The following is a 20,496-nucleotide window of genomic DNA, read 5'->3' as shown; positions in this document are numbered from 1 at the left end:
CGCACTAAGGTGCGCGGCGTTTTGCTTTTCGTCAGGGTGCGCGGGCCAGAGGCCTGCGTTAAACGGGAAGCCGGTGCGTCCTGCGGACAATCCCGGCGCTGCCCCCGCAACGGTAATCGACCGCGATCCCAGCGATCGCCGCCCGCTCAACCGCCACTGTGCCTCGCGCATGGGAAGGCGAGCGCGGTGCGTGTCGACAGCCCGGAGACCGGCCCCGACGGATTCGACAGGTGTTGCGGAGGGCCGCACCGTCAGTCACGCGCCGTTCGTCGGCGCGTCTCTGGTTCCTGCCCTCCTCGAAAGTCTGCCTTCCACTTTTGAGGATTCATCAATGAAAGTTTCCCGTCTGGCGCTGGCCATTGCCCTGGTCCCCGGCCTGAGCCTGGCCGCCGAGCCGGCCGCCGACAACGTCCTGCCGCTGATCGTCACCCGCGCCACGCCGCTGGAGCAGCCAGCCCCGGCCAGCGTGCGGGTGATTCCGCGCGCCGAGATCGAGCGCAGTGGCGCCCAAAGCCTGCAGGACGTGCTGCGCGGCCAGGCCGGCGTGCAGCTGCGCGACATCATCGGCGACGGCAGCCGCGCCACCCCCAGCCTACGCGGCTTCGGCGAGAACGCGGTGAACAACACGCTGATCCTGGTCGACGGCCGCCGCCTCAACCAGCCGGCGCTGGCCGGCGCCGACCTCAACAGCGTGCCGCTGGCCAACATCGAGCGCATCGAGATCCTGCGCGGCGCCGGCACCGTGCTGTACGGCGACCAGGCGGTCGGCGGGGTGATCAACATCATCACCCGCACCCCGCGCAGCAACGAGGCCTACGTGGAAACCAGCCAGGGCAGCCACGACCTGGAAGCCTACCGTGGCCACGTGTTCCAGCAACTGGGCGGCGGCTTCTCCGCCTATGCCAGCGGCGAGACCCGTCACACCGACAACTACCGCGACCACAACAACGCCGACTACAGCAACGCCTTCGGCCGTCTGCGCTACGAGCACGCCCAGGGCTGGGCGCTGTACGAGTACCAGACGGTGGACGACGAGCTGCAGCTGCCGGGCTACCTGAGCGAAACCCAGCAGCGCAGCGACCGCAAGGCCAGCTTCGACGCCAACAGCAACGGCTTCAGCGACAGCAAGACCCAGGTACACCGCTTCGCCGTGGAACAGCACCTCGGCGACATCTGGGCGGCCAACCTCGACTACAGCCACAGCGACCAGGATGGCGTCGGCGCCTACAACAGCGCCTTCGGCACCTCGCCCTTCACCCAGGGCACCCGCATCGAAAGCTTCAGCCCGCGCCTGACCGCGCGCTGGGATACCGACCTCGGGCGCAGCGAGTGGCTGCTCGGCCACGACCACATCACCAGCGACTACCAGGCCTCGTGGGGCAGCGACTTCCGCCAGACCCTGCGCGACTGGTACACCCAGCTCAGTCAGCCGCTCGGCCGCGATCTGATCCTGACCCTCGGCTATCGCGCCAGCGAGGCGGAGGACCGCAACCATGCCGTGGGCAAGACCCACACCGACCGCGAAGGCAGCAGCAGCGTCGGTCTGTCCTGGCAGGCCGACGCGCAGACCCGCCTGTTCGTCAAGCGCGAGGACGTGCTGCGCTGGGCCAACATCGACGAGAACGGCTTCGTCAGTCCCGGCGTCGAGTTCCTCAAGCCGCAGACCGGTGAATCCTGGGAGAGCGGCGTGGAGTGGGATGACGGCGTGCAGCGTTACCAGTTGAGCGTCTACCGTCTCGATCTGGACGACGAGCTGATGTACGACCCCAGCGCACCGGGCCCCTTCGGCCTCGGCGCCAACGTCAACCTGGACCAGACCCGCCGAGACGGCCTGCTGCTCGAAGGCCAACGCCAGTTGAGCGAGCGCCTGAGCCTGGGCGGCCAGTACAGCTTCACCGACGCCGAGTACCGCGCCGGCAGCTTCAAGGGCAACGACGTCCCCGGCGTCGCCCGCCACGGCGCCAGCGCCCATCTCGACTACCGGCTGCTGCCAGGGCTGAACGCCCGGCTGGAAGGGGTGTATACCGGCGCCCGCTACCTGTCCAGCGACAACGCGCACGCCCTGCCGCGCGAAGGCGGCTACACGGTATTCAATGCGGCACTGACCTACGACTACCGCCAGTTCACCGGCAAGCTGCGGGTCAACAACCTGACCGGCAAGCGCTACGACGCCTTCGCCAGCCACTCCGACTGGACGCCGGGCAACAAGGCCCTGTATGCGGCGCCCGAGGAAGAGGTGCAGCTGAGCGTCGGCTACCGCTTCTGAGCCTGACCGCAGAAACGACGAGGCCCCGTCTAAGGCGGGGCCTCGTCGTTTCAAGCAGTGAAACTCAGCGCGCCTGATCCAGGAGCCGGCACAGCTTCGCGGTGGCGGCGAGCATCTGGAAGCTCGGCCGCTCCAGGCCCTCGTCCGGCACGTCCCAGACCTGGCCGCGGCGCACCGCGGTGAGTTGCGGCCAGGCCTGCCAGGCGGCGGCCTGACCCGGCTCGCCGAGCAGGATCACCGCCGGATCGCGAGCCAGCACCGACTCGACGCTGACCTGCGGCGCCGGCAGGGCGAGATCGGCGAATACGTTGCGCGCGCCGCACAGACGCAGGGCGTCGCTGATGATCTGCCGCCCGCCGAGGGTATACATGGGGCGATCCCAGACCTGATAGAACACCGTCAACGGCTCGGCGCGGGCATGCCGGACGGCCAGCTCGCGCACGCCCGCGCGCATCCGCGCGGCCAGGCGCTCGCCCTGTTCCGCATGACCGACCGCGGCGCCGATCGCCGCCAGCTGCCCGGCCAGTTCCTCGAGGCTGTGCGGCTGCGCCTCGATCAGCGGGATGCCGAGGCTCTGCAGTTGTGCCTGCACCGCCGGGCCGACGCTGTCCGGCCAGAGCAGGATCAGGTCCGGTTGCAGGCTGAGCAGGGTTTCCATGCTGAGCTGGCCATGCCGACCGAGGGAGGGCAGATGGGCCAGCGCCGGCAGGCGCGGACCGCCGTCGAGCACACCGACCAGGCGTTCGGCGGCGTCCAGTTCGAGCATTATCTCGCTGAGCGACGGCGCCAGCGCCACCACCCGCCGGGCGCCCTGCCCGACCGGTTCCGCAGCTTGCGCCAGCGCGGCGCCCAGCAGCATGGCGAGCAGCAGGCGGCGCATCAGCGCAGCTGGCGCGGCAGTCGGTAGAGGATGGCGATCAGCACGCTGGCGAACACCAGCAGCAGTACCGGCACGCCATGCAGGTCGGCCAGCCGGCCGAGCGCGGCGAACCAGGCCGGCAGCAGCGCGCCGAGCAGGCCGTGGCGCTGCGCCAGCGCCAGTTCCGTCCACGCGGCACCTTCATCCGGAGCGTTGAGGGCGCGACCGCAGCCGATCAGCGCATGCTTGTAGCGGCGGAACAGCGGCAGGCCGACGAACATGCTCAGCAGCGCGGCGATGAACAGCGGCATGGCCAGGCTGTCCGGCAGCGGCGCCTGCTCGGGACCGAAGGCGCCGAGCAGGGCCAGCGGCAGCAGCGCCACGGCCAGCAGTCCCCACCAGCGGCGGGAAAACAGCGGCCGCTGCACGCCGGCCTGGCTCATTGGTCCTCGGCCTGGTGCAGGTTGCCGAGCAGGTGGCCGAGCTTGCCGGCCTTGGTCGCCAGGTAGTGCTTGTTGTGCGGGTTGAGGCCGCTGTGCAGCGGCACGCGCTCGGCCAGGCGGATGCCGTAGGTTTCCAGCGCCTTGAGCTTGCGCGGGTTGTTGGTCATCAGCTTGAGGGCGCGGATGCCCAGATGGTCGAGCATCGGCCGGCACATCGCGTAGTCGCGCTGGTCGGCGCCGAAGCCCAGGCGCTCGTTGGCCTCGACGGTGTCGGCGCCGGCGTCCTGCAGCTCGTAGGCGCGGATCTTGTTGAGCAGGCCGATGCCGCGGCCTTCCTGGCGCAGGTACAGCAGCACGCCGCGGCCTTCGGCGGCGATGGCCGCCAGCGCCGCTTCGAGCTGGGCACCGCAGTCGCAGCGCAGGCTGAACAGGGCATCGCCGGTCAGGCATTCGGAGTGCAGACGGCCGAGCACCGGCTCGCCGTTGGCGACGTCGCCCAGGGTCAGGGCGACGTGCTCCTTGCCGGTGGCCTCATCGAGAAAGCCATGCATGGTAAACACGCCAAAGGGGGTTGGCAGCTTCGAGGCGGCGACAAAGACGACGGACACCGGGACACTCCTGCTAGACGTAAGGGGCCGATTGTAGCAGCAGCATGGCCGACGCGGTCACTCGGGATTGCCTCCATCCGCCGCGCCGACGCCCAGCCGGGCCAAGGCCGCGGCCAGCAGCGGCGCCACGCTGACCGCATTGCTCGGATGGCCGATGCAGTCGCTGCTCCACACCTCGCGCACGCCGACGGCGCGGATGATCTCCAGGGCATCGGCGGCGAACAGCGCATGGGTCACCGCCGCGTCCACCGAGGCGGCGCCGGCGGCCAGCAGCAGCTCGGCGGCGCGCGCCAGGGTGCGCCCGGAGCTGGCCACATCGTCGAGCAGCACCACCGCGCGGCCCTGCACCGCCACCTCGGGCAGGGCGATATCGACCTGGCGGTCGCCATGGCGCACCTTGCTGCATACGCCGAAGTCGAAGCCATGCCCCGCGGCGGCCGCCTCGATCCACTGCCGCGATTCGGCATCCGGACCGATCAGCAGCGGGTTGACGACCTTGCCGGCGATCAGTTCGGCGAGCAGCGGCGCGCCGGACAGGCTGAGTGCCTCGCCGCGCGGAATCGCCTCGGCCAGCGTGGCGATGCGGTGCAGGTGCGGGTCGACGGTAAGCACCGCATCGAAGCGCTCGGCGAGGAACTCGCCGACCACCCGCTGGCTGACCACCTCGCCGGGATGGAAGGCGATGTCCTGGCGCATGTAGGCCAGGTACGGCGCCACCAGCAGCAGGCGGCGGGCGCCGATACGGCGCGCCTCGCCGGCCACCAGCAGCAGCTCGACCAGCTTCTCGTTGGGGCGGTCGAGGCTGCGGTACAGCACCAGGGTGTCGGCCAGCACCTCGCCCTCAGCCAGCGGCAGGCGCAGGCGCAGCTCGTCGTCGGGAAAGCGGTGGCGTTCGATGCCCGCGGCCGGCAGGCCGGCCGCCGCGGCCAGACGTTCGGCGGCATCACGTTCGTCGGCGAAATACAGCAGCAGTGCGCTCATCGATGACCTTCCTCAGAACTCGACGTACAGGTGCGGCAGCTCGTCGGCGCTGCCCAGGGTGAAGCCGCAGCTGCGCTGACTGGCCTGGCGGGCGAACTCGAGGTCGGCCGGATAGGCGGCGTACACGCGGTACAGCGGTGCACCGGCGGCGACCCGCTCGCCGAGCTTGTACAGCAGGTCGACTCCGGCGCCCTGCACCTTGGGCGCCCCGGCCAGACGGGCGATGCGCGCCAGCAACAGATTGTCGATGGCGACCACCACGCCGTCCTGTCCGGCGTTCACCTCGAAGCTCAGCGGCGCCAGCGCCGGCGCGTTGTGGTCGAACGCCTTGTGGCCCTGGGCGGCGATGATCGCCTGCATCTTGGCCAGCGCGCGGCCGGAGTCGAGGATGTCGCGGGCGATGGCGTAGCCGTCGCCGCCACGCACGTCCGGGTCGAACTCGAGCATCCGTCCGGCCAGGCGCAGGGCCTTCTGGCGCAGGTCATTGGGCGCGCGCGGGTCGTTCTCCAACACGCGCATCACGTCGCGCGCCTCCAGTACCGGGCCGATGCCGCTGCCCACCGGCTGGCGGCCGTCGGTGATCACCACGTCGATGGTCAGGCCCATGCGCCCGGAAACGAACTCGAACAGCTTGCGCAGGCGCTGCGCCTCGGGCATCGAGCGCACCTTGGCGGTCGGCCCCACCGGGATGTCCAGCACCAGGTGGGTGGAACCGGCGGCGACCTTCTTGGACAGGATCGAGGCGACCATCTGCCCCGGCGAGTCGATCGACAGCGGCCGTTCGACGGCGATCAGCACATCGTCGGCCGGCGACAGCTCGCTGGTGCCGCCCCAGGCCAGGCAGGCGCGGTGCTCGCGGACGATCTCCTCGAGGCGGACGAACGGCAGCTCGACGTTGGCCAGCACCTCCATGGTGTCGGCGGTGCCAGCCGGCGAGGTGATCGCCCGCGACGAGGTCTTCGGGCAGAGCATGCCGTGGGCGGCGACGATCGGCACCACCAGCATCGAGGTGCGGTTGCCGGGGATGCCGCCGATGCAGTGCTTGTCGACCACCGGGTGCTCGTGCCAGTCGAGGCGGCGGCCGACGCCGGTCATCGCGTCGGTGAGGAAGTACACCTCCTCGCGGTCCAGCTCGCCCTGGTTGGTGGCCACCACGAAGGCGGTCAGCTCGATCTTCGAGTAGCGGTGCTCGGCGATGTCGCGGACGATGGCGCGAAAATCCTCGCGGTCCAGGCGCTCGCCGGCGATCTTGCGGTGCAGGGCGGGAATCGACGACGGCGGCTCGGCCTGGGAAACGCTCGCCGGATGACCATTTTCCACGCCGAGCTGAGCGAAGGCGTCCTCGGACAGGCCCAGCTCGCCGCAGTCGACGATGGCGGGGTCGTCGACCACGTTGAGGCTGGCGAGAATGCGCCGGCCGTTGGCGCGCACCTCGACCTTGGACAGCGCCTGGAACCCCTCGGCGCGGTACACGCCGCAGTCGCGGTTCAGGTAGGCGACGTTCTCGCGGTAGGTATCGATAGCGACGCGGCGCAGCTGCAGGGTCGCTGCTTCGCAGGCGCAGCCATCAGCTGCGGGCGGGGTGTTTTCCATGGGGCAGGCCTGTAGGTGACAACGTCTGGACTATGCCGCCGCATAGGCGCCAGCGGCAAGCAAATCGGCGCCCGCGCTCAGTGCTTGCCCTCCAGGCGCAGCACGCCCTGCTCCTCGCGCCAGCCGACCCGGTTGAGGAAGCTCATGCCCAGCAGCACCTCGCCGGGCGAGCCGCCGGCGATGATCGCCGCCTCGACGCCGAGCAGCTCGAGGCTGCCGACCTTGACGCTGTTGAGGGTCATCCGCCAGGCCGGCACCACGCCGCCGGCGGTGTTGACCTGCATCGGCTGACCGCGGGTCTTGTAGTCGAGGCCGAGACGGCTGGCCTGGGCCTCGTTCATCGCCACCGAGGAGGCGCCGGTATCGACCAGGAACTGCACGCCCTGCCGGTTGATCGAGCCGGCCACCCAGTAGTGACCGCCCTGGCCACGGGCGATGCTCAGCTGCTGGCGCTGCGGCTCGGCGTAGCCGGCGCCGCTGTACTCGCGCGACAGGCCGAACGGCGTGTCGACGCCATCGACGCGCAGCACCGCGCCGCGCGCATCGGCGCTGACCAGGGTGACCCCGGCCGGGCCGCTCTGGCCGACCTTGAGCAGCTGACGCTGGCCGTCGACGGTGACCACCGCCGCGCCGGGGAACAGGCCGACCACCTGCACCTGGGGCGCCGCGGCCAAGGGGGCGCAAAGCAGCGCGCCGAGACACAAAGCCAGGAAGCAACGCATGACAAATCTCCTTTTTGTCCTCCCCTCTCCCGAACCGGGCGAGGGGCGTGGTTGTTGACCGGTGGCTGGTGGCTCAGCCGAACAGCCAGACCAGCCCGTGCAGCAGGCCCCAGGCAGCGATGCCGGCGAGCAGATCGTCGAGCATGATGCCGACACCGCCGTGCACATGGCGGTCAACCCAGCTGATCGGCCAGGGCTTGAGGATGTCTAGGACGCGAAACAGCACGAAGCCGGCCAGCAGCCAGTGCCAGCCCGGCGGCACCAGCCACAGGGTGATCCAGATGCCGACGATCTCGTCCCAGACGATGCCGCCGTGGTCGTGCACGCCCAGATCGCGGGATACCTTGCCACACAGCCAGAAGCCGAACAACGAACCGAGCAGCAGGATCAACCCATAGCCCCAGTGCGGCAGCAGCTGCAGCAGCGGCACGAACAGCAGGCCGACCAGGGTGCCCCAGGTGCCCGGCGCCTTGCGCATCGCGCCGGAGCCGAAACCGAAGGCGATGAACTGCCAGGGGTCGCGCCAGATCGAGGCCGGCGCGACGTCGGGACGTTCAGGCTTGGCCATCCGGGCCTCCGAAATGCTGGTAGCCGGCGGCGGCGGGGGTGATGTCGCGACCGTCACGGTCGAGCACGCGCACGCCGCTGCCCGCCGCGACCCGCCCGATGACATGGAACGGCTGGCCGCTGGCCTGCAGCCCTGGCAGGGCGGCGGGCGGCAGGGTGAAGACCAGCACGTAGTCGTCGCCGCCGCTCAGCGCCAGCTGCAGGGCCCGCTCGCCGGCCGCCTCGCGCAGGGCGGCGGTCAGCGGCACCCGCTCGGCGTCGACGAGCAGCGCCACGGCGGACTGCTCGGCGATGTGCCCACAGTCGGCGAGCAGGCCGTCGGAGACGTCCAGCGCCGCGCTGGCCAGGCCGCGCAGGGCCTGGCCGAGAAGCAGCTGCGGCTGCGGCGTCCAGTAGCGCGCCAGCAGCTCGCCATCGCCCTCACCGTTCGGATCACGCTCGCCGAGCACCAAGGGCAGCGCCGCGGCCGCCTCGCCGGTCGGCCCGCCGATGCACAACAGATCGCCGGGCCGCGCGCCAGAGCGCAGCAGGGCCTGGCCGGCTGGCAGCCGGCCGAACACGGTGGCGTTGATGTTCAGCGGGCCGCGGGTGGTGTCGCCGCCGATCAGCGCCAGGTCGCAGGCACGCGCCATGACGTCGAGGCCGCGGGCGAAGCCCTCCAGCCAGGCAGGATCGGCCTGGGGCAGGGTCAGGGCGAGGGTGAAGCCGACGGGCGTGGCGCCCATCGCCGCCAGATCGCTGGTCGCCGCGGCCAGCGTGCGCTGGGCGAGCAGGAAGGGATCGTGACGGTCGGGGAAATGCACCCCGGCGACCTGGGTGTCGGTGGACACCGCCAGTTGTTCGCCGGGAGGCAATTGCAGCAGCGCGCAGTCGTCGCCGATGCCTCGCGCCACGCCGGGGACCGGCGCGGCACAGGCCGCCGCGGCGAAGTAGCGGTGGATCAGCTCGAATTCGCCGAGGGCAGCCATGGAGCGGAGATCAGCTGCGCTTGCCGCGCACTTCGGCGCTGCGCAGCAGCGGCGCCAGCTTGTCGAGCACGCCGTTGACGAACTTGTGGCCGTCGGTGGCGCCGTAGACCTTGGCCAGTTCGATGCCTTCGTTGATCACCACGCGATAGGGCACGTCGGCACGGTTGAGCAGCTCGTAGGTGGACAGGCGCAGGATCGCCAGTTCCACCGGATCGAGCTCCTCGACCGGGCGGTCGAGGCAGGGCGCGAAGGCGGCATCCAGCTCCGACTTCAGGCGCGGCACGCCGTGGAGGATCTCGCGGAAGTAGGCGCCGTCGACATCGCTGAAGTCGTTGTCGACGCGGAACTGCGCTTCGATCTCGTTGATCGGCTGGCCGGCCAGCTGCCACGAATACAGGGCCTGCACCGCCAGGCTGCGCGCCTTCTGGCGCATGGCGATCTTGCCGCGCGAGGCCTTGGGGCCCGGGGTCTGGCTGTCGTGCTCGCTCACTTGGCCTCCAGCTGCGCCAGCAGGCTGACCATTTCCAGAGCGGACAGGGCGGCTTCGGCGCCCTTGTTGCCGGCCTTGGTGCCGGAGCGCTCGATGGCCTGCTCGATGGAGTCGACGGTCAGCACGCCGAAGGCGACCGGCACGCCGAACTGCAGCGACACCTGGGCCAGGCCCTTGGTGCATTCGCCGGCCACGTACTCGAAGTGCGGGGTGCCGCCGCGGATCACCGCGCCGAGGGCGATGATGGCGTCGAACTCGCCGCGCTGGGCGACCTTCTGGGCGACCAGCGGGATCTCGAAGGCACCCGGCGCGCGGATGATGGTCAGCTCGCTTTCGCTGACGCCGTGGCGCACCAGGGCGTCGATGGCGCCCTGCACCAGGCTTTCCACGACGAAGCTGTTGAAGCGGCCGACCACCAGGGCGTAACGGCCTTTGGGGGCGATGAAGGTACCTTCGATGGTCTTCAGGGTCATGACGGATTCCAGATAAAGAGCCGGGGCGCCAGTGCGCCCCGAGGTGTTATTCACAGATAGCGTTATTCGCAGGTGACGTATTCTACAACTTCCAGATCGAAGCCGGATATCGCGTTGAAGCGCACCGGCGAGCTGAGCAGGCGCATCTTGCGCACGCCCAGATCGCGGAGGATCTGCGAGCCGGCACCGACGGTGCTGTAGGTGGTCGGTTCGGCCGGCTTGCCGCCGCCGAGCTGCTCCTCGAGGAGGGCCAGCAGCTCGTTGCCGCTGATCGCATGGTTGAGCAGCAGGACCACGCCGCTGCCCTGCTCGGCGACCTTGATCATCGCCTCGCGCAGGCTCCAGCGGCCCGGACGCTTGACGCTGAGCAGGTCGCGCAGCGGGTCCATGTTGTGCACGCGCACCAGGGTCGGCTCGTCGGCGCGGATCTCGCCCTTGATCAGCGCCAGGTGCACCTGGCCCTCGACCTGGTCGCGGTAGGTGTACAGCTTGAACTGGCCCAGCTCGCTGTCCAGCTGGCGCTCGGAGATGCGCTCGACGGTGTGCTCGTGGACCAGGCGATAGTGGATCAGGTCGGCGATGGTGCCGATCTTGATGCCGTGCTCGGCAGCGAACTCTTCCAGCTCCGGACGACGGGCCATGCTGCCGTCGTCGTTCATGATCTCGCAGATCACCCCGCTGGGCTGGAAGCCGGCCATGCGCGCCAGGTCGCAGGCCGCCTCGGTGTGGCCGGCGCGCGCCAGCACGCCGCCGGGCTGGGCCATCAGCGGGAAGATGTGGCCGGGGCTGACGATGTCGGCGGCGACCGCATCGAGGGCCGCGGCGGCCTGCACGGTGCGCGCGCGGTCGGCGGCGGAGATGCCGGTGGTCACCCCTTCGGCGGCCTCGATTGATACGGTGAACTTGGTGCCGAAGCCGGAGCCGTTGCGCTGCACCATCAGCGGCAGGCCGAGGCGCTCGCAGCGCTCGCGGTCCATCGGCATGCAGATCAGGCCGCGCGCATGCTTGGCCATGAAGTTGATGTCCTCGGCGCGCACGCACTCGGCGGCCATGATCAGGTCGCCTTCGTTCTCGCGATCCTCGTCATCCATGAGAATGACCATCTTGCCCTGGCGAATGTCCTCGACCAGCTCGGCGATATTGTTGAGCGCCACAGGCACCCCCTTGTTGAATTCGTGATGAAAAGGCGTCAGCCCTTGAGAAAACCGTGTTCGGCGAGGAACGCCTCGGTGATGCCGGCGGCGGCCGGTTCGGCGGCCTTGTCGCCGAGCAGCAGGCGCTCCAGGTAGCGCGCCAGCAGGTCGACCTCGAGGTTGACCCGGCGACCGCTGCGGTAGTCGGCCATGATGGTTTCCTGCAGGGTGTGCGGCACGATGGTCAGCTCGAAATCGGCGCCATCCACCGCGTTCACCGTCAGGCTGACGCCATCGACGGTGATCGAGCCCTTGAGGGCGATGTACTTGGCCAGCTCGCGCGGTGCGCGCACGCGAAACTGGATGGCGCGGGCATTGTCGGCGCGCGAGACGATCTCGCCGACGCCGTCGACGTGGCCGCTGACCAGGTGGCCGCCGAGGCGGGTGGTCGGGGTCAGCGCCTTTTCCAGGTTGACCGGGCTGCCGACCTTGAGGTCGCCGAAGGCGGTGCGGGTCAGGGTCTCGCGGCTGACGTCGGCCCAGAAGCCGTCGCCGGGCAGTTCCACCGCGGTCAGGCAGGTGCCGTTGACGGCGATGCTGTCGCCGAGCTTGACGTCGCCGAGATCGAGCTTGCCGGTGGCGACGTAGACGCGCACGTCGCCGCCCTTGGGGGTCATGGCGCGGATGCTGCCGATGGCTTCGATGATTCCGGTGAACATCAGGCCTCCCGCACCGCGATGGGGGTATTCACTTGCATGGTCGAACTCCTGTTTTGGCTAAAACAGGGCACGGACAGAAAGGGATCGCGCGGGCGCGGACGGACCGCCCCGTGGCAGGAATCCCGCTCTCTATCATCCGGACTGTAACCGTCGGCTCCGGAGTCGCACCGGATCTGCTGACCCTGCCGCCGGGGAGGCGCCAGGCGCTCGCGGGCTGGACGCTGCGCGCCATCACCGCCGGTGGGGAATTGCACCCCGCCCTGAGAACGTCGCGGCCGCTGGCGGCCGCGGGGGACTTTGTACCATATTTTTGCCGCGGCGGAGCACCGCGGTCCGGACTAGGCTGCATGGGGCGTCCCCCTGCGCCGTCAGGCCGGATGCGTCACGCCGGCACGGCGATGATCCGCCAGTCGTTGCCCACCGCGCGGATCTCGCGGATGGCCAGCTGCGGCGCCTCGGCCATGTGCTCCAGCGGCCAGTCGAGCAGCGGCCGGGCGCTGGAGCCGAGCAGCTGCGGGGCCATGAAGATCTGGTACTCGTCGACCAGACCCTTGCGGGCGAAGGCGCCGGCCAGGCGCGGCCCGGCCTCGACCAGCACCTCGTTGGCGCCGCCGGCGGCCAGCCCGGCGAGCAGCAGGGGCAGATCGACATGGCCGTTGCCACGTGGCAGGGCCTGCAGCTCGTGGCCGGCGGCCTGATACTCGGCGGCGCGGCCGTCATCGTCGCAGCAGGCCACCAGCGCCGGACCAGCCTGGAAGAAGGCCGCAGTCAGCGGCACGCGCAGCTGGCCGTCGATCAGCACGCGCAGCGGCGGCCGGGCCGCGGCCAGCGCCGCCTGCTCGGCCTCCACGCCCAGCTCGTCGGCGCGCACGGTGAGGCGCGCATTGTCGAACAGCACGGTATCGGCGCCGGTGACGATCACGCTGGAGCGCGCGCGCAGGCGCTGCACCGCAGCGCGCGCGGCCGGCCCGGTGATCCACTGGCTCTCGCCGCTGGCCATGGCCGTGCGCCCGTCCAGGCTCATCGCCAGCTTGACCCGCACGTACGGCAGGCCCCGCTCCATGCGCTTGACGAAACCGACATTCAGCTCGCGCGCCTCGCTTTCCAGCACGCCGCAGGCCACCGCGATACCCGCCGCGCGCAACCGTTCGAGGCCGCGTCCGGCGACCTGCGGATTGGGATCCTGCATCGCCGCGACCACGCGGCCGACCCCGGCCTTGACCAGCGCCTCGGCGCACGGCGGGGTGCGGCCGTGGTGGCTGCACGGCTCGAGGGTCACGTAGGCGGTGGCGCCGCGGGCGCGTTCGCCGGCCTGGCGCAGCGCGTGCACCTCGGCGTGCGGCTCGCCGGCACGCACGTGCCAGCCTTCGCCGACGATCTCGCCGCAAGCTGCGACTATCACGCAGCCGACGCGCGGATTGGGATGGGTGGAGAACAGGCCCTGGCGCGCCAGCTGCAGCGCACGGGTCATGTAGGCCTGATCACCGGCCTGAATGGAATCTTGCATGAAAAATCAGCCCTTGCCGGGTTCGCGGGACAGGCGCTCGATCTCCTCGCGGAACTGGTCGAGGTCCTGGAAGTGCCGGTAGACGGAGGCGAAACGGATGTAGGCCACCTCGTCGAGGCGGCGCAATTCGTCCATCACCATCTCGCCGACCACCCGCGACTTCACCTCGCGCTCGCCGGTGGCGCGCAGCTTGTGCTTGATGTGGGCGATGGCTTCCTCGAGACGCTCGACGCTGACCGGGCGCTTCTCCAGCGCGCGCTGCATGCCGGCGCGCAGCTTGTCCTCGTCGAACGGCTGACGCACGCCGTCGGACTTGATCAGCCGCGGCATCACCAGCTCGGCGGTCTCGAAGGTGGTGAAGCGCTCCTGGCAGGCCAGGCACTCGCGGCGCCGGCGCACCTGCTGGCCCTCGGCGACCAGACGCGAGTCGATGACCTTGGTGTCGTGGGCGCCACAGAAGGGACAGTGCATGATGGCTCGGCCGGCAGAGAGAGAAAGTGGGCGGTCATGGTAACCCATGGCGCACTCAAGACAAGTCGCCGGCGCCGGGTTATAAGGACGCCCGGACCAACGCACCGGAGCCGCCCATGCCCCAACCGCCCGTCGAACTGCTCGCCCCGCTGCACGCCCTGCTCGGCGACGCCCAGCTGAGCGCCGCCACGCTGCCCGGCAGCGATATCCGCCTGTGGCTGATCGACGCTGACAACATGGACCGCGCCTTCAGCCCGGAGGAGACCCGGCGCATTCTCGAGGAGCCTCCGTACTGGTGCTTCTGCTGGGCCAGCGGCCTGGCGCTGGCGCGCTGGCTGGCCGAGCGTCCCGAGTGGGTGAGCGGCAAGCGGGTGCTCGACTTCGGTGCCGGCAGCGGCGTGGCGGCGATCGCCGCCGCCAGGGCCGGCGCCGCCGAGGTGGTGGCCTGCGACCTCGACCCGCTGGCCTTGGCCGCCTGCCGCGCCAATGCCGCACTGAACGGCGTCGAACTGGGCTATGCGACGGACTTCTTCGCCGAGGCGGACCGCTTCGACCTGATTCTGGTCGCCGACGTGCTCTACGACCGCGCCAACCTGCCACTGCTCGACGCCTTCCTGTCGCGCGGACGCGAGGCGCTGGTCGCCGACTCGCGGGTGCGCGACTTCCAGCACCCGCTGTACCGACGCCTGGCCGTGCTGGATGCCTGCACCTGGCCGGACCTGGCCGAGCCCCACGAATTCCGCACGGTCAGCCTGTACCACGCCACAAGGGGCTGAGCCTCCCGCTCCTGTGGGAGGCGCGCCCTCGCGGCGAAGCCTTTGCTCCGCTGGCAGAACTGCGTCCCTTGAGCGCCCCGAGGTTGGGCCTCCCGACGCTCGCCCGATGCAATACCCCGCAGGCGGATCCCGCCACTCCCGGCAATACTGTCAGGCAGTCACCCTCACTCGGGAGCCTCGCGATGCCCACCGACACCCTGCGCCTGTTCTTCGCCCTGCCCTGCCCGGCCGAGCTGACCACGGCCATCTGCACCTGGCGCGACGGCCTGGCCCTGGGCGGCAAGCCGGTGGCGGCGGACAACCTGCACCTGACCCTGGCCTTCCTCGGCCAGCAGCCGCGCGCCCGTCTGGAAGAGCTGCAGCTGCTCGCCGCCGGCATCGAGGCGCCGCCCTTCGAGCTGCACCTGGACCGCCTCGGCGGCGGCCGCCGCGGTCTGCTCTGGCTGGAGCCGAGCCGGATGCCTGAGCCCCTGTCGGTGCTGGTCGGCGACCTGCAGCAGCGCCTGCTGGCCGCCGGCGTCACCCTCGACACCCGCCCGTTCCGCGCCCACCTGACCCTGATCCGCCACGCCGGCGCCCGACCGGCGGAAGCGGCCCCCGACTTCGCCTGGCCGGTCGAGCGCTTCGCCCTCTACGCCTCGGAAACCACCGCCCGCGGCGTGCGCCACCGCGAACTGGGCAACTGGCCGCTGGAGCCGGGGCTGCAACCGCTGCGCCGGCCCGGCACGCCGCGCTGAGAGACCGCCCGCGGTCAATCGCAGGGCCAGCGCAGCAACACGCGGCAGCGCACCGACCCACGCTCCGCACGCCCTTGCTTCCCCCGCCGCGCGCCCCCACTTACCATGCAGGACTTTTTCATCCGCAGCGCCGCTTCCGAGACTCCCGATGAGCGAAACCCCGTACATCTTCGACGTCACCACCGCCAGCTTCGAGCAGCTGGTGATCGAGAACTCCTTCCACAAGCCGGTGCTGGTGGACTTCTGGGCCGAGTGGTGCGCGCCGTGCAAGGCACTGATGCCGCTGCTAGCGAAGATCGCCGAGGGCTACCAGGGCGAGCTGCTGCTGGCCAAGGTCAACTGCGACATCGAGCAGGACATAGTCGCGCGCTTCGGCATCCGCAGCCTGCCCACCGTGGTGCTGTTCAAGGACGGCCAGCCGGTCGACGGCTTCGCCGGCGCCCAGCCGGAATCGGCGATCCGCACCCTGCTCGCGCCCCACGTGCAGGAGCCGGCACCGCCGCAGGCCGACCTGCTGGACAGCGCCCACGCCCAGTACGCCGCCGGGCAGATCGGCGCCGCGGAACAGCTGCTCAAGCAACTGCTGAGCGAGGATAACGGCAACGCGGCGGCGCTGATCCTCTACGCCCGCTGCCTGGCCGAACGCGGCACACTGGACGAGGCGCAGGCGGTACTCGATGCGGTGAAGGGCGACGAACACCAGGCGGAGCTGGCCGGCGCCCGTGCGCAGCTGACCTTCCTGCGCCAGGCGGTCGACCTGCCGGAAGCCGCCGAGCTGAAGAGCCGCCTGGCACAGAATGCCGACGACGACGAGGCTGCCTACCAGTTGGCCATCCACCAGCTCGCCCGCCAGCAGCACGAGGCGGCGCTCGACGGCTTGCTGCGCCTGTTCATGCGCAATCGCGGCTACGCCGACGACCTGCCGCGCAAGACCCTGGTGCAGGTGTTCGACCTGCTCGGCAACCAGCACCCGCTGGTGATCACCTACCGGCGCCGGCTGTATCAGGCGTTGTACTGATAAAAGCCGGCGAAGAGACTGCCTGCGGCTCCACCTCCGACGGGCGCCGGGCAGCACTGGCCAGAACGGGGGAGTTTTGTTACAACATAACAAAATCTCCCCGCCATAGCCGGAGTCCACATGCGCGCATTGCTGTTTGCCCTGCCCTTCACCCTGCTGCCTCTAGCCGTGGCCCAGGCCCAGACTCACGAGCACGAGCACGAGCACGAGCACGGCAGCCTCGGCGCCCACGAGCATGGCGTGGCCCGCCTGAGCGCGGCGCTGGACGGCAAGATGCTGGAGCTGGAGCTGGCAAGCCCCGCCATGAACCTGGTGGGTTTCGAGCACGCGGCCAGCAGCGACGCCGACAAACACAAAGTTGCCGTGACCCGCGCCCAACTGGAGAAGCCACTGGAGCTCTTCGCCATCCCCGCCGAGGCCGGCTGCAAGGTGGTATCCCAGGAGCTGGAAAGCCCTCTCTTCGAGGAGGCGGAACATCACCACGAGCATGCCGGGGACCATGAGCACGAACATAGCGACATTCACACCCACTACCAGCTGGAGTGCAGCAGCCCGGACAAACTCCAGGCCCTGGACCTCGCCCCGCTGTTCAAGCAATTCCCCGCTACCGAGAAAGTCCAGGTACAACTGATCGGCCCGAATGGCCAGCAAGGCGCCGAGCTGACTGCCGCCAACGCCAGCCTGGATTTCTGAGGGCCGCACGACGCCATGTCACGCGCAGCGTCGTGCCCCGCTCGCCCAGCCCCGAACCTACTGCAGACCCGGCCGACATCCCATGACTCAGACACTGATCGAACTGCAGGGCCTGGGCTTCGCCTGGCCCGGCTACCCGGAACTGCTGGACATCCCCGAGTTCCGCCTGCACCGGGGCGAAAGCCTTTTTCTCAAAGGCCCCAGCGGCAGCGGCAAGACCACCCTGCTCGGCCTGCTCGGCGGGGTGCAGAAACCCGGTCGCGGCAGCATCCGCCTCCTCGGTCAGGACCTGACGAAACTTTCCGCCAGTGCCCGTGATCATTTCCGCGTCGACCACACCGGCTACATCTTCCAGCAGTTCAACCTGCTGCCGTTCCTCTCCGTGCGCGAGAACGTCGAACTGCCCTGCCGCTTCTCGCGGCTGCGCGCCCAGCGGGCGCGCCAGCGTCACGGCAGCATCGACCAGGCCGCCGCCGCCCTGCTGCGCCACCTGGGGCTGAAGGAAGAACTGCTGCAGCGCCGTGCCGACGTCCTGTCGATCGGCCAGCAGCAGCGGGTGGCCGCCGCCCGCGCGCTGATCGGCCAGCCAGAACTAGTGATCGCCGACGAGCCAACCTCGGCGCTGGACGCCGACGCCCGCGAGGCCTTCCTGCAACTGCTGTTCGCCGAGTGTCGCCAGGCCGGCGCCAGCCTGCTGTTCGTCAGCCATGACCAGAGCCTGGCAGCGCTGTTCGATCGCCATCTGGCGCTGGATGAACTCAATCGCGCCGCGCGGCGGGGAGACTGAGCCCATGCACCTTCTGCGCCTGGCCCTGGCCAGCCTCGCCAACCGCCGCTTCACCGCCCTGCTCACGATCTTCGCCATCGCCCTCTCGGTCTGTCTGCTGCTGGCGGTCGAACGGGTGCGGACCGAGGCACGCGCCAGCTTCGCCGCCACCATCAGCGGCACCGACCTGATCGTCGGCGCCCGCTCCGGCTCGGTGAACCTGCTGCTCTACTCGGTGTTTCGCATCGGCAACGCCACCAACAACATCCGCTGGGACAGCTACGAAGCCGTCAGCCAGGACAAGCGGGTGAAATGGGCCATCCCGATCTCCCTCGGCGACTCCCACCGGGGCTACCGGGTGATGGGCACCAGCGCTGCCTACTTCGAGCACTACCGCTACGGACGGAGGCAGCCGCTGCAACTGGCCGAAGGCAAACCGTTCGCAGACCTGTTCGACGTGGTGCTCGGCGCCGAGGTGGCCGAAACGCTGCACTACAAGCTGGGCGACAAGCTGGTGCTGGCCCATGGCGTCAGCACCGTGAGCCTGGTGCAGCACGACGACAAACCCTTCACCGTGGCCGGCATCCTCGCCCGCACTGGCACGCCGGTGGACCGCACTCTGCACATTTCCCTCGCCGGCATGGAGGCGCTGCACATCGACTGGCAGAATGGCGTGCCGGCCCGGGGCGCCGGCAAGGCCAGCGCCGAGCAAGCGCGAGCCATGGACCTGCAACCCAAGGCCATCACCGCCTTCCTGCTGGGCCTGAACAGCAGGATCGCCACCTTCGCCGTGCAGCGGCAGATCAACGAATACCGCGGCGAGCCGCTGCTGGCGATCCTGCCCGGCGTCGCCCTGCAGGAACTGTGGAGCCTGATGGGCACGGCGGAGCAGGCGCTGCTCGTGGTCTCGCTGTTCGTCGTGCTGACCGGTCTGATCGGCATGCTCACTGCGATCCTCGCTGGCCTCAACGAACGCCGCCGGGAAATGGCCATTCTCCGCTCCGTGGGTGCACGCCCCTGGCACATCGGCAGCCTGCTGGTGCTGGAGGCCTTCACGCTGGCCGTGACCGGCGTGCTGCTCGGGGTGGGCCTGCTGTACCTGGGCATCGGCCTGAGCCAGGGCTACCTGCAGGCCAACTACGGCCTCAACCTGCCGTTCGCGCTGCCCAGTCCCTATGAGTGGACGCTGCTCGGCGCTATTCTGGCCGCCGCCCTGCTGATGGGCGTGGTGCCGGCCTGGCGCGCCTACCGCCAGTCGCTGGCCGACGGCCTGACCATCCGCCTGTGAACGGATTCCGGAGAACCCGCATGCTGCGTCACCTGCTGCTTGCCCTGGCCCTGCTGGCCACCCCCGCCTTGGCCGAGGGCCTGCGTATCCTCAACTGGGAAGAGATGATTCCCGAGGGCGCGCCGCCGCCTCCACCACCGGCGGCCTTCCACGACCTGTCGCAGCTGGCCGACGCCCTGGCGGCGGAAAGCGCTCCGGCCGCCACCCAGCAGTCACCCGCCGCGCCGGTGGTACAGGCGCTGCATGGGCAGCGGGTGCAGTTGCCGGGCTATGTGGTGCCGCTGGAGATCGATGCCGCCGGCCTAGTACGCGAGTTCCTGCTGGTGCCGTACTTCGGGGCCTGCATCCATGTCCCGCCGCCGCCCTCCAACCAGATCGTCCATGTGCGCAGCGAGCAGGGCCTGCCGCTCGACGATCTGTGGCAACCGTTCTGGATCGAGGGCGAGCTGCGCGTCGAGGCCAGCTCCAGCGAACTGGCCGAAGCCGGCTACCGGATGCAGGCCGAGCGCATCCGCCCTTATGAACTGCCGCACGGTTAGGAACCCCGCCGATATTCCTGCGCAGCACTGTTGAGCTGGATCAACGCACGCGCTCTCCGTCCCGCTAGCATAAGCACCAGTCGATACAGAACATTTGGATGGAGTTCTCCCATGATCCGCAAAACCCTCACCGCGTCCCTGCTGGCCCTGGCCGTAGCTGCTCCCTTTGCCCAGGCTTTCGAAGCCGGCGACATCATCGTGCGTGCCGGCGCCATCACCGTCGACCCGCATGAAGACAGCAGCGATATCTACGTCGGCGCCTTGGGCGTGAGCGTGCCTGGCACCAAGGCAACGCTGGACAGCGACACCCAGCTGGGCCTGAACTTCGCCTACATGCTGACCAACAACATCGGCATCGAGCTGCTGGCCGCCACCCCCTTCACCCATGATGTCGGCGTAAAAGGCTTTGCCGGTCCCTTTGCTGGCTTGAATGGTGACCTCGGCGAACTCAAGCACCTGCCGCCGACCCTGAGCGTGATCTACTACCCGATGGACAGCCAGTCCGTCTTCCAGCCCTACGCTGGCCTGGGTGTCAACTACACTTGGTTCTTCGACGACAAACTGGACAGTTCGGCTGAGGCCAAAGGTTTCAGCGGCCTGGATCTGGACGACTCCTGGGGCCTGTCCGCCCAAGTGGGTATGGATTACATGCTGACCGACAACGTCATGCTCAACGCCCAAGTCCGTTATATCGACATCGATACCGAAGCAACCACTTCCTTTGGTGGTGCGGATGTCAAAGTCGACGTCGACGTCGATCCGATGGTCTACATGGTCGGCCTCGGCTACAAGTTCTGATACCCGTTACCCCTGCGGTGACAGAAACGACAAAGGCACCTTCGGGTGCCTTTGTCGTTTCGCTGGTGTGCTTTTAACACT

At 69.5% G+C, this 20,496-nt stretch carries 23 protein-coding genes and 2 riboswitches; of the genes, 9 read left to right on the top strand and 14 right to left on the bottom strand.

The features are described 5' to 3' along the window. Positions 1 to 17 precede the first annotated feature (17 nt). Positions 18 to 231: riboswitch (cobalamin riboswitch) on the top strand. 100 nt (positions 232 to 331) lie between these two features. Further along, positions 332 to 2,266, top strand: a complete 1,935-nt coding sequence (locus BMZ19_RS02640) for a TonB-dependent receptor (protein WP_090306491.1) — start codon at positions 332 to 334, stop codon at positions 2,264 to 2,266. A gap of 64 nt (positions 2,267 to 2,330) precedes the next feature. Here BMZ19_RS02640 and BMZ19_RS02635 read toward each other — a convergent pair whose 3' ends face one another. The 14 genes from BMZ19_RS02635 to nrdR all read right to left on the bottom strand — a co-directional run bounded on the left by BMZ19_RS02635 (position 2,331) and on the right by nrdR (position 13,800). Then, positions 2,331 to 3,146 carry a cobalamin-binding protein gene (locus BMZ19_RS02635; RefSeq protein WP_090306488.1) on the bottom strand — a complete coding sequence of 272 codons (816 nt, stop codon included), beginning with the start codon at positions 3,144 to 3,146 and terminating at the stop codon, positions 2,331 to 2,333. Beyond that, the gene (locus BMZ19_RS02630; RefSeq protein ID WP_090306484.1) at positions 3,146 to 3,568 is read right to left on the bottom strand and encodes an MFS transporter; all 423 of its coding nucleotides are present in this window, start codon (positions 3,566 to 3,568) and stop codon (positions 3,146 to 3,148) included. The genes BMZ19_RS02635 and BMZ19_RS02630 overlap by 1 nt, the downstream gene beginning before the upstream one ends. Then, positions 3,565 to 4,176 carry a GTP cyclohydrolase II gene (ribA, locus tag BMZ19_RS02625; protein ID WP_090306481.1) on the bottom strand — a complete coding sequence of 204 codons (612 nt, stop codon included), beginning with the start codon at positions 4,174 to 4,176 and terminating at the stop codon, positions 3,565 to 3,567. The genes BMZ19_RS02630 and ribA overlap by 4 nt, the downstream gene beginning before the upstream one ends. Positions 4,177 to 4,233: 57 nt before the next feature. Next, complete coding sequence (locus BMZ19_RS02620; protein ID WP_090306478.1) at positions 4,234 to 5,157, bottom strand: ribose-phosphate diphosphokinase; 924 nt, start codon at positions 5,155 to 5,157, stop codon at positions 4,234 to 4,236. A 12-nt stretch (positions 5,158 to 5,169) separates the two neighbouring features. Next, positions 5,170 to 6,750 carry a thymidine phosphorylase family protein gene (locus tag BMZ19_RS02615; protein ID WP_090306476.1) on the bottom strand — a complete coding sequence of 527 codons (1,581 nt, stop codon included), beginning with the start codon at positions 6,748 to 6,750 and terminating at the stop codon, positions 5,170 to 5,172. Between the two features lie 77 nt (positions 6,751 to 6,827). After that, entirely contained in the window at positions 6,828 to 7,472 is a 645-nt protein-coding gene (locus BMZ19_RS02610; RefSeq protein ID WP_090306473.1) for a retropepsin-like aspartic protease family protein, read from the bottom strand. 73 nt (positions 7,473 to 7,545) lie between these two features. Then, positions 7,546 to 8,040 (bottom strand): phosphatidylglycerophosphatase A family protein, encoded by a 495-nt coding sequence (locus tag BMZ19_RS02605; RefSeq protein ID WP_090306470.1) that lies wholly within the window; start codon positions 8,038 to 8,040, stop codon positions 7,546 to 7,548. After that, positions 8,027 to 9,007, bottom strand: a complete 981-nt coding sequence (gene thiL, locus BMZ19_RS02600; RefSeq protein WP_090306468.1) for a thiamine-phosphate kinase — start codon at positions 9,005 to 9,007, stop codon at positions 8,027 to 8,029. The genes BMZ19_RS02605 and thiL overlap by 14 nt, the downstream gene beginning before the upstream one ends. Positions 9,008 to 9,017: 10 nt before the next feature. Continuing rightward, positions 9,018 to 9,497 carry a transcription antitermination factor NusB gene (gene nusB / locus BMZ19_RS02595; protein ID WP_425287154.1) on the bottom strand — a complete coding sequence of 160 codons (480 nt, stop codon included), beginning with the start codon at positions 9,495 to 9,497 and terminating at the stop codon, positions 9,018 to 9,020. Beyond that, positions 9,494 to 9,970 carry a 6,7-dimethyl-8-ribityllumazine synthase gene (ribH, locus tag BMZ19_RS02590; protein WP_090306466.1) on the bottom strand — a complete coding sequence of 159 codons (477 nt, stop codon included), beginning with the start codon at positions 9,968 to 9,970 and terminating at the stop codon, positions 9,494 to 9,496. Before ribH ends, nusB begins: the two co-directional genes overlap by 4 nt. Positions 9,971 to 10,032: 62 nt before the next feature. After that, positions 10,033 to 11,124: a bifunctional 3,4-dihydroxy-2-butanone-4-phosphate synthase/GTP cyclohydrolase II gene (gene ribBA, locus BMZ19_RS02585; protein WP_090306465.1), complete on the bottom strand. Its 1,092-nt coding sequence runs from the start codon at positions 11,122 to 11,124 to the stop codon at positions 10,033 to 10,035. Positions 11,125 to 11,159: 35 nt separating this feature from the next. Beyond that, complete coding sequence (locus BMZ19_RS02580) at positions 11,160 to 11,822, bottom strand: riboflavin synthase (RefSeq protein ID WP_090306463.1); 663 nt, start codon at positions 11,820 to 11,822, stop codon at positions 11,160 to 11,162. 120 nt (positions 11,823 to 11,942) lie between these two features. Further along, positions 11,943 to 12,094: riboswitch (FMN riboswitch) on the bottom strand. Positions 12,095 to 12,204: 110 nt separating this feature from the next. After that, positions 12,205 to 13,329, bottom strand: coding sequence for a bifunctional diaminohydroxyphosphoribosylaminopyrimidine deaminase/5-amino-6-(5-phosphoribosylamino)uracil reductase RibD (ribD, locus tag BMZ19_RS02575; RefSeq protein ID WP_170847693.1), 1,125 nt, complete (start codon positions 13,327 to 13,329; stop codon positions 12,205 to 12,207). 6 nt (positions 13,330 to 13,335) lie between these two features. Further along, positions 13,336 to 13,800, bottom strand: a complete 465-nt coding sequence (nrdR, locus tag BMZ19_RS02570) for a transcriptional regulator NrdR (RefSeq protein ID WP_090306461.1) — start codon at positions 13,798 to 13,800, stop codon at positions 13,336 to 13,338. 116 nt (positions 13,801 to 13,916) lie between these two features. On the opposite strand from nrdR, the gene BMZ19_RS02565 reads away from it, so the two are divergent. The 8 genes from BMZ19_RS02565 (at position 13,917) to BMZ19_RS02530 (ending at position 20,415) form a co-directional block, all read left to right on the top strand. Continuing rightward, positions 13,917 to 14,576: a class I SAM-dependent methyltransferase gene (locus tag BMZ19_RS02565; RefSeq protein WP_090306458.1), complete on the top strand. Its 660-nt coding sequence runs from the start codon at positions 13,917 to 13,919 to the stop codon at positions 14,574 to 14,576. Positions 14,577 to 14,758: 182 nt separating this feature from the next. Next, positions 14,759 to 15,313, top strand: a complete 555-nt coding sequence (gene thpR, locus BMZ19_RS02560) for an RNA 2',3'-cyclic phosphodiesterase (protein ID WP_090306456.1) — start codon at positions 14,759 to 14,761, stop codon at positions 15,311 to 15,313. Positions 15,314 to 15,461: 148 nt separating this feature from the next. Further along, positions 15,462 to 16,331 (top strand): thioredoxin, encoded by an 870-nt coding sequence (gene trxA, locus BMZ19_RS02555; RefSeq protein WP_090306451.1) that lies wholly within the window; start codon positions 15,462 to 15,464, stop codon positions 16,329 to 16,331. Positions 16,332 to 16,451: 120 nt separating this feature from the next. Next, positions 16,452 to 17,024: a DUF2796 domain-containing protein gene (locus BMZ19_RS02550; RefSeq protein ID WP_090306447.1), complete on the top strand. Its 573-nt coding sequence runs from the start codon at positions 16,452 to 16,454 to the stop codon at positions 17,022 to 17,024. A gap of 82 nt (positions 17,025 to 17,106) precedes the next feature. Beyond that, positions 17,107 to 17,811, top strand: a complete 705-nt coding sequence (locus BMZ19_RS02545; protein ID WP_090306444.1) for an ABC transporter ATP-binding protein — start codon at positions 17,107 to 17,109, stop codon at positions 17,809 to 17,811. Between the two features lie 4 nt (positions 17,812 to 17,815). After that, positions 17,816 to 19,078, top strand: coding sequence for an ABC transporter permease (locus BMZ19_RS02540; protein ID WP_090306440.1), 1,263 nt, complete (start codon positions 17,816 to 17,818; stop codon positions 19,076 to 19,078). 20 nt (positions 19,079 to 19,098) lie between these two features. Next, positions 19,099 to 19,617 carry a DUF3299 domain-containing protein gene (locus BMZ19_RS02535; RefSeq protein WP_090306438.1) on the top strand — a complete coding sequence of 173 codons (519 nt, stop codon included), beginning with the start codon at positions 19,099 to 19,101 and terminating at the stop codon, positions 19,615 to 19,617. A 114-nt stretch (positions 19,618 to 19,731) separates the two neighbouring features. Then, complete coding sequence (locus tag BMZ19_RS02530; RefSeq protein WP_090307320.1) at positions 19,732 to 20,415, top strand: OmpW/AlkL family protein; 684 nt, start codon at positions 19,732 to 19,734, stop codon at positions 20,413 to 20,415. Positions 20,416 to 20,496: the final 81 nt, after the last annotated feature.

Source organism: Pseudomonas linyingensis (genome assembly GCF_900109175.1).
Taxonomy (GTDB): domain Bacteria; phylum Pseudomonadota; class Gammaproteobacteria; order Pseudomonadales; family Pseudomonadaceae; genus Geopseudomonas; species Geopseudomonas linyingensis.
The sequence above is the reverse complement of the archived record's forward strand: the minus strand, read 5'-3'. Positions and strand labels throughout refer to the sequence as shown.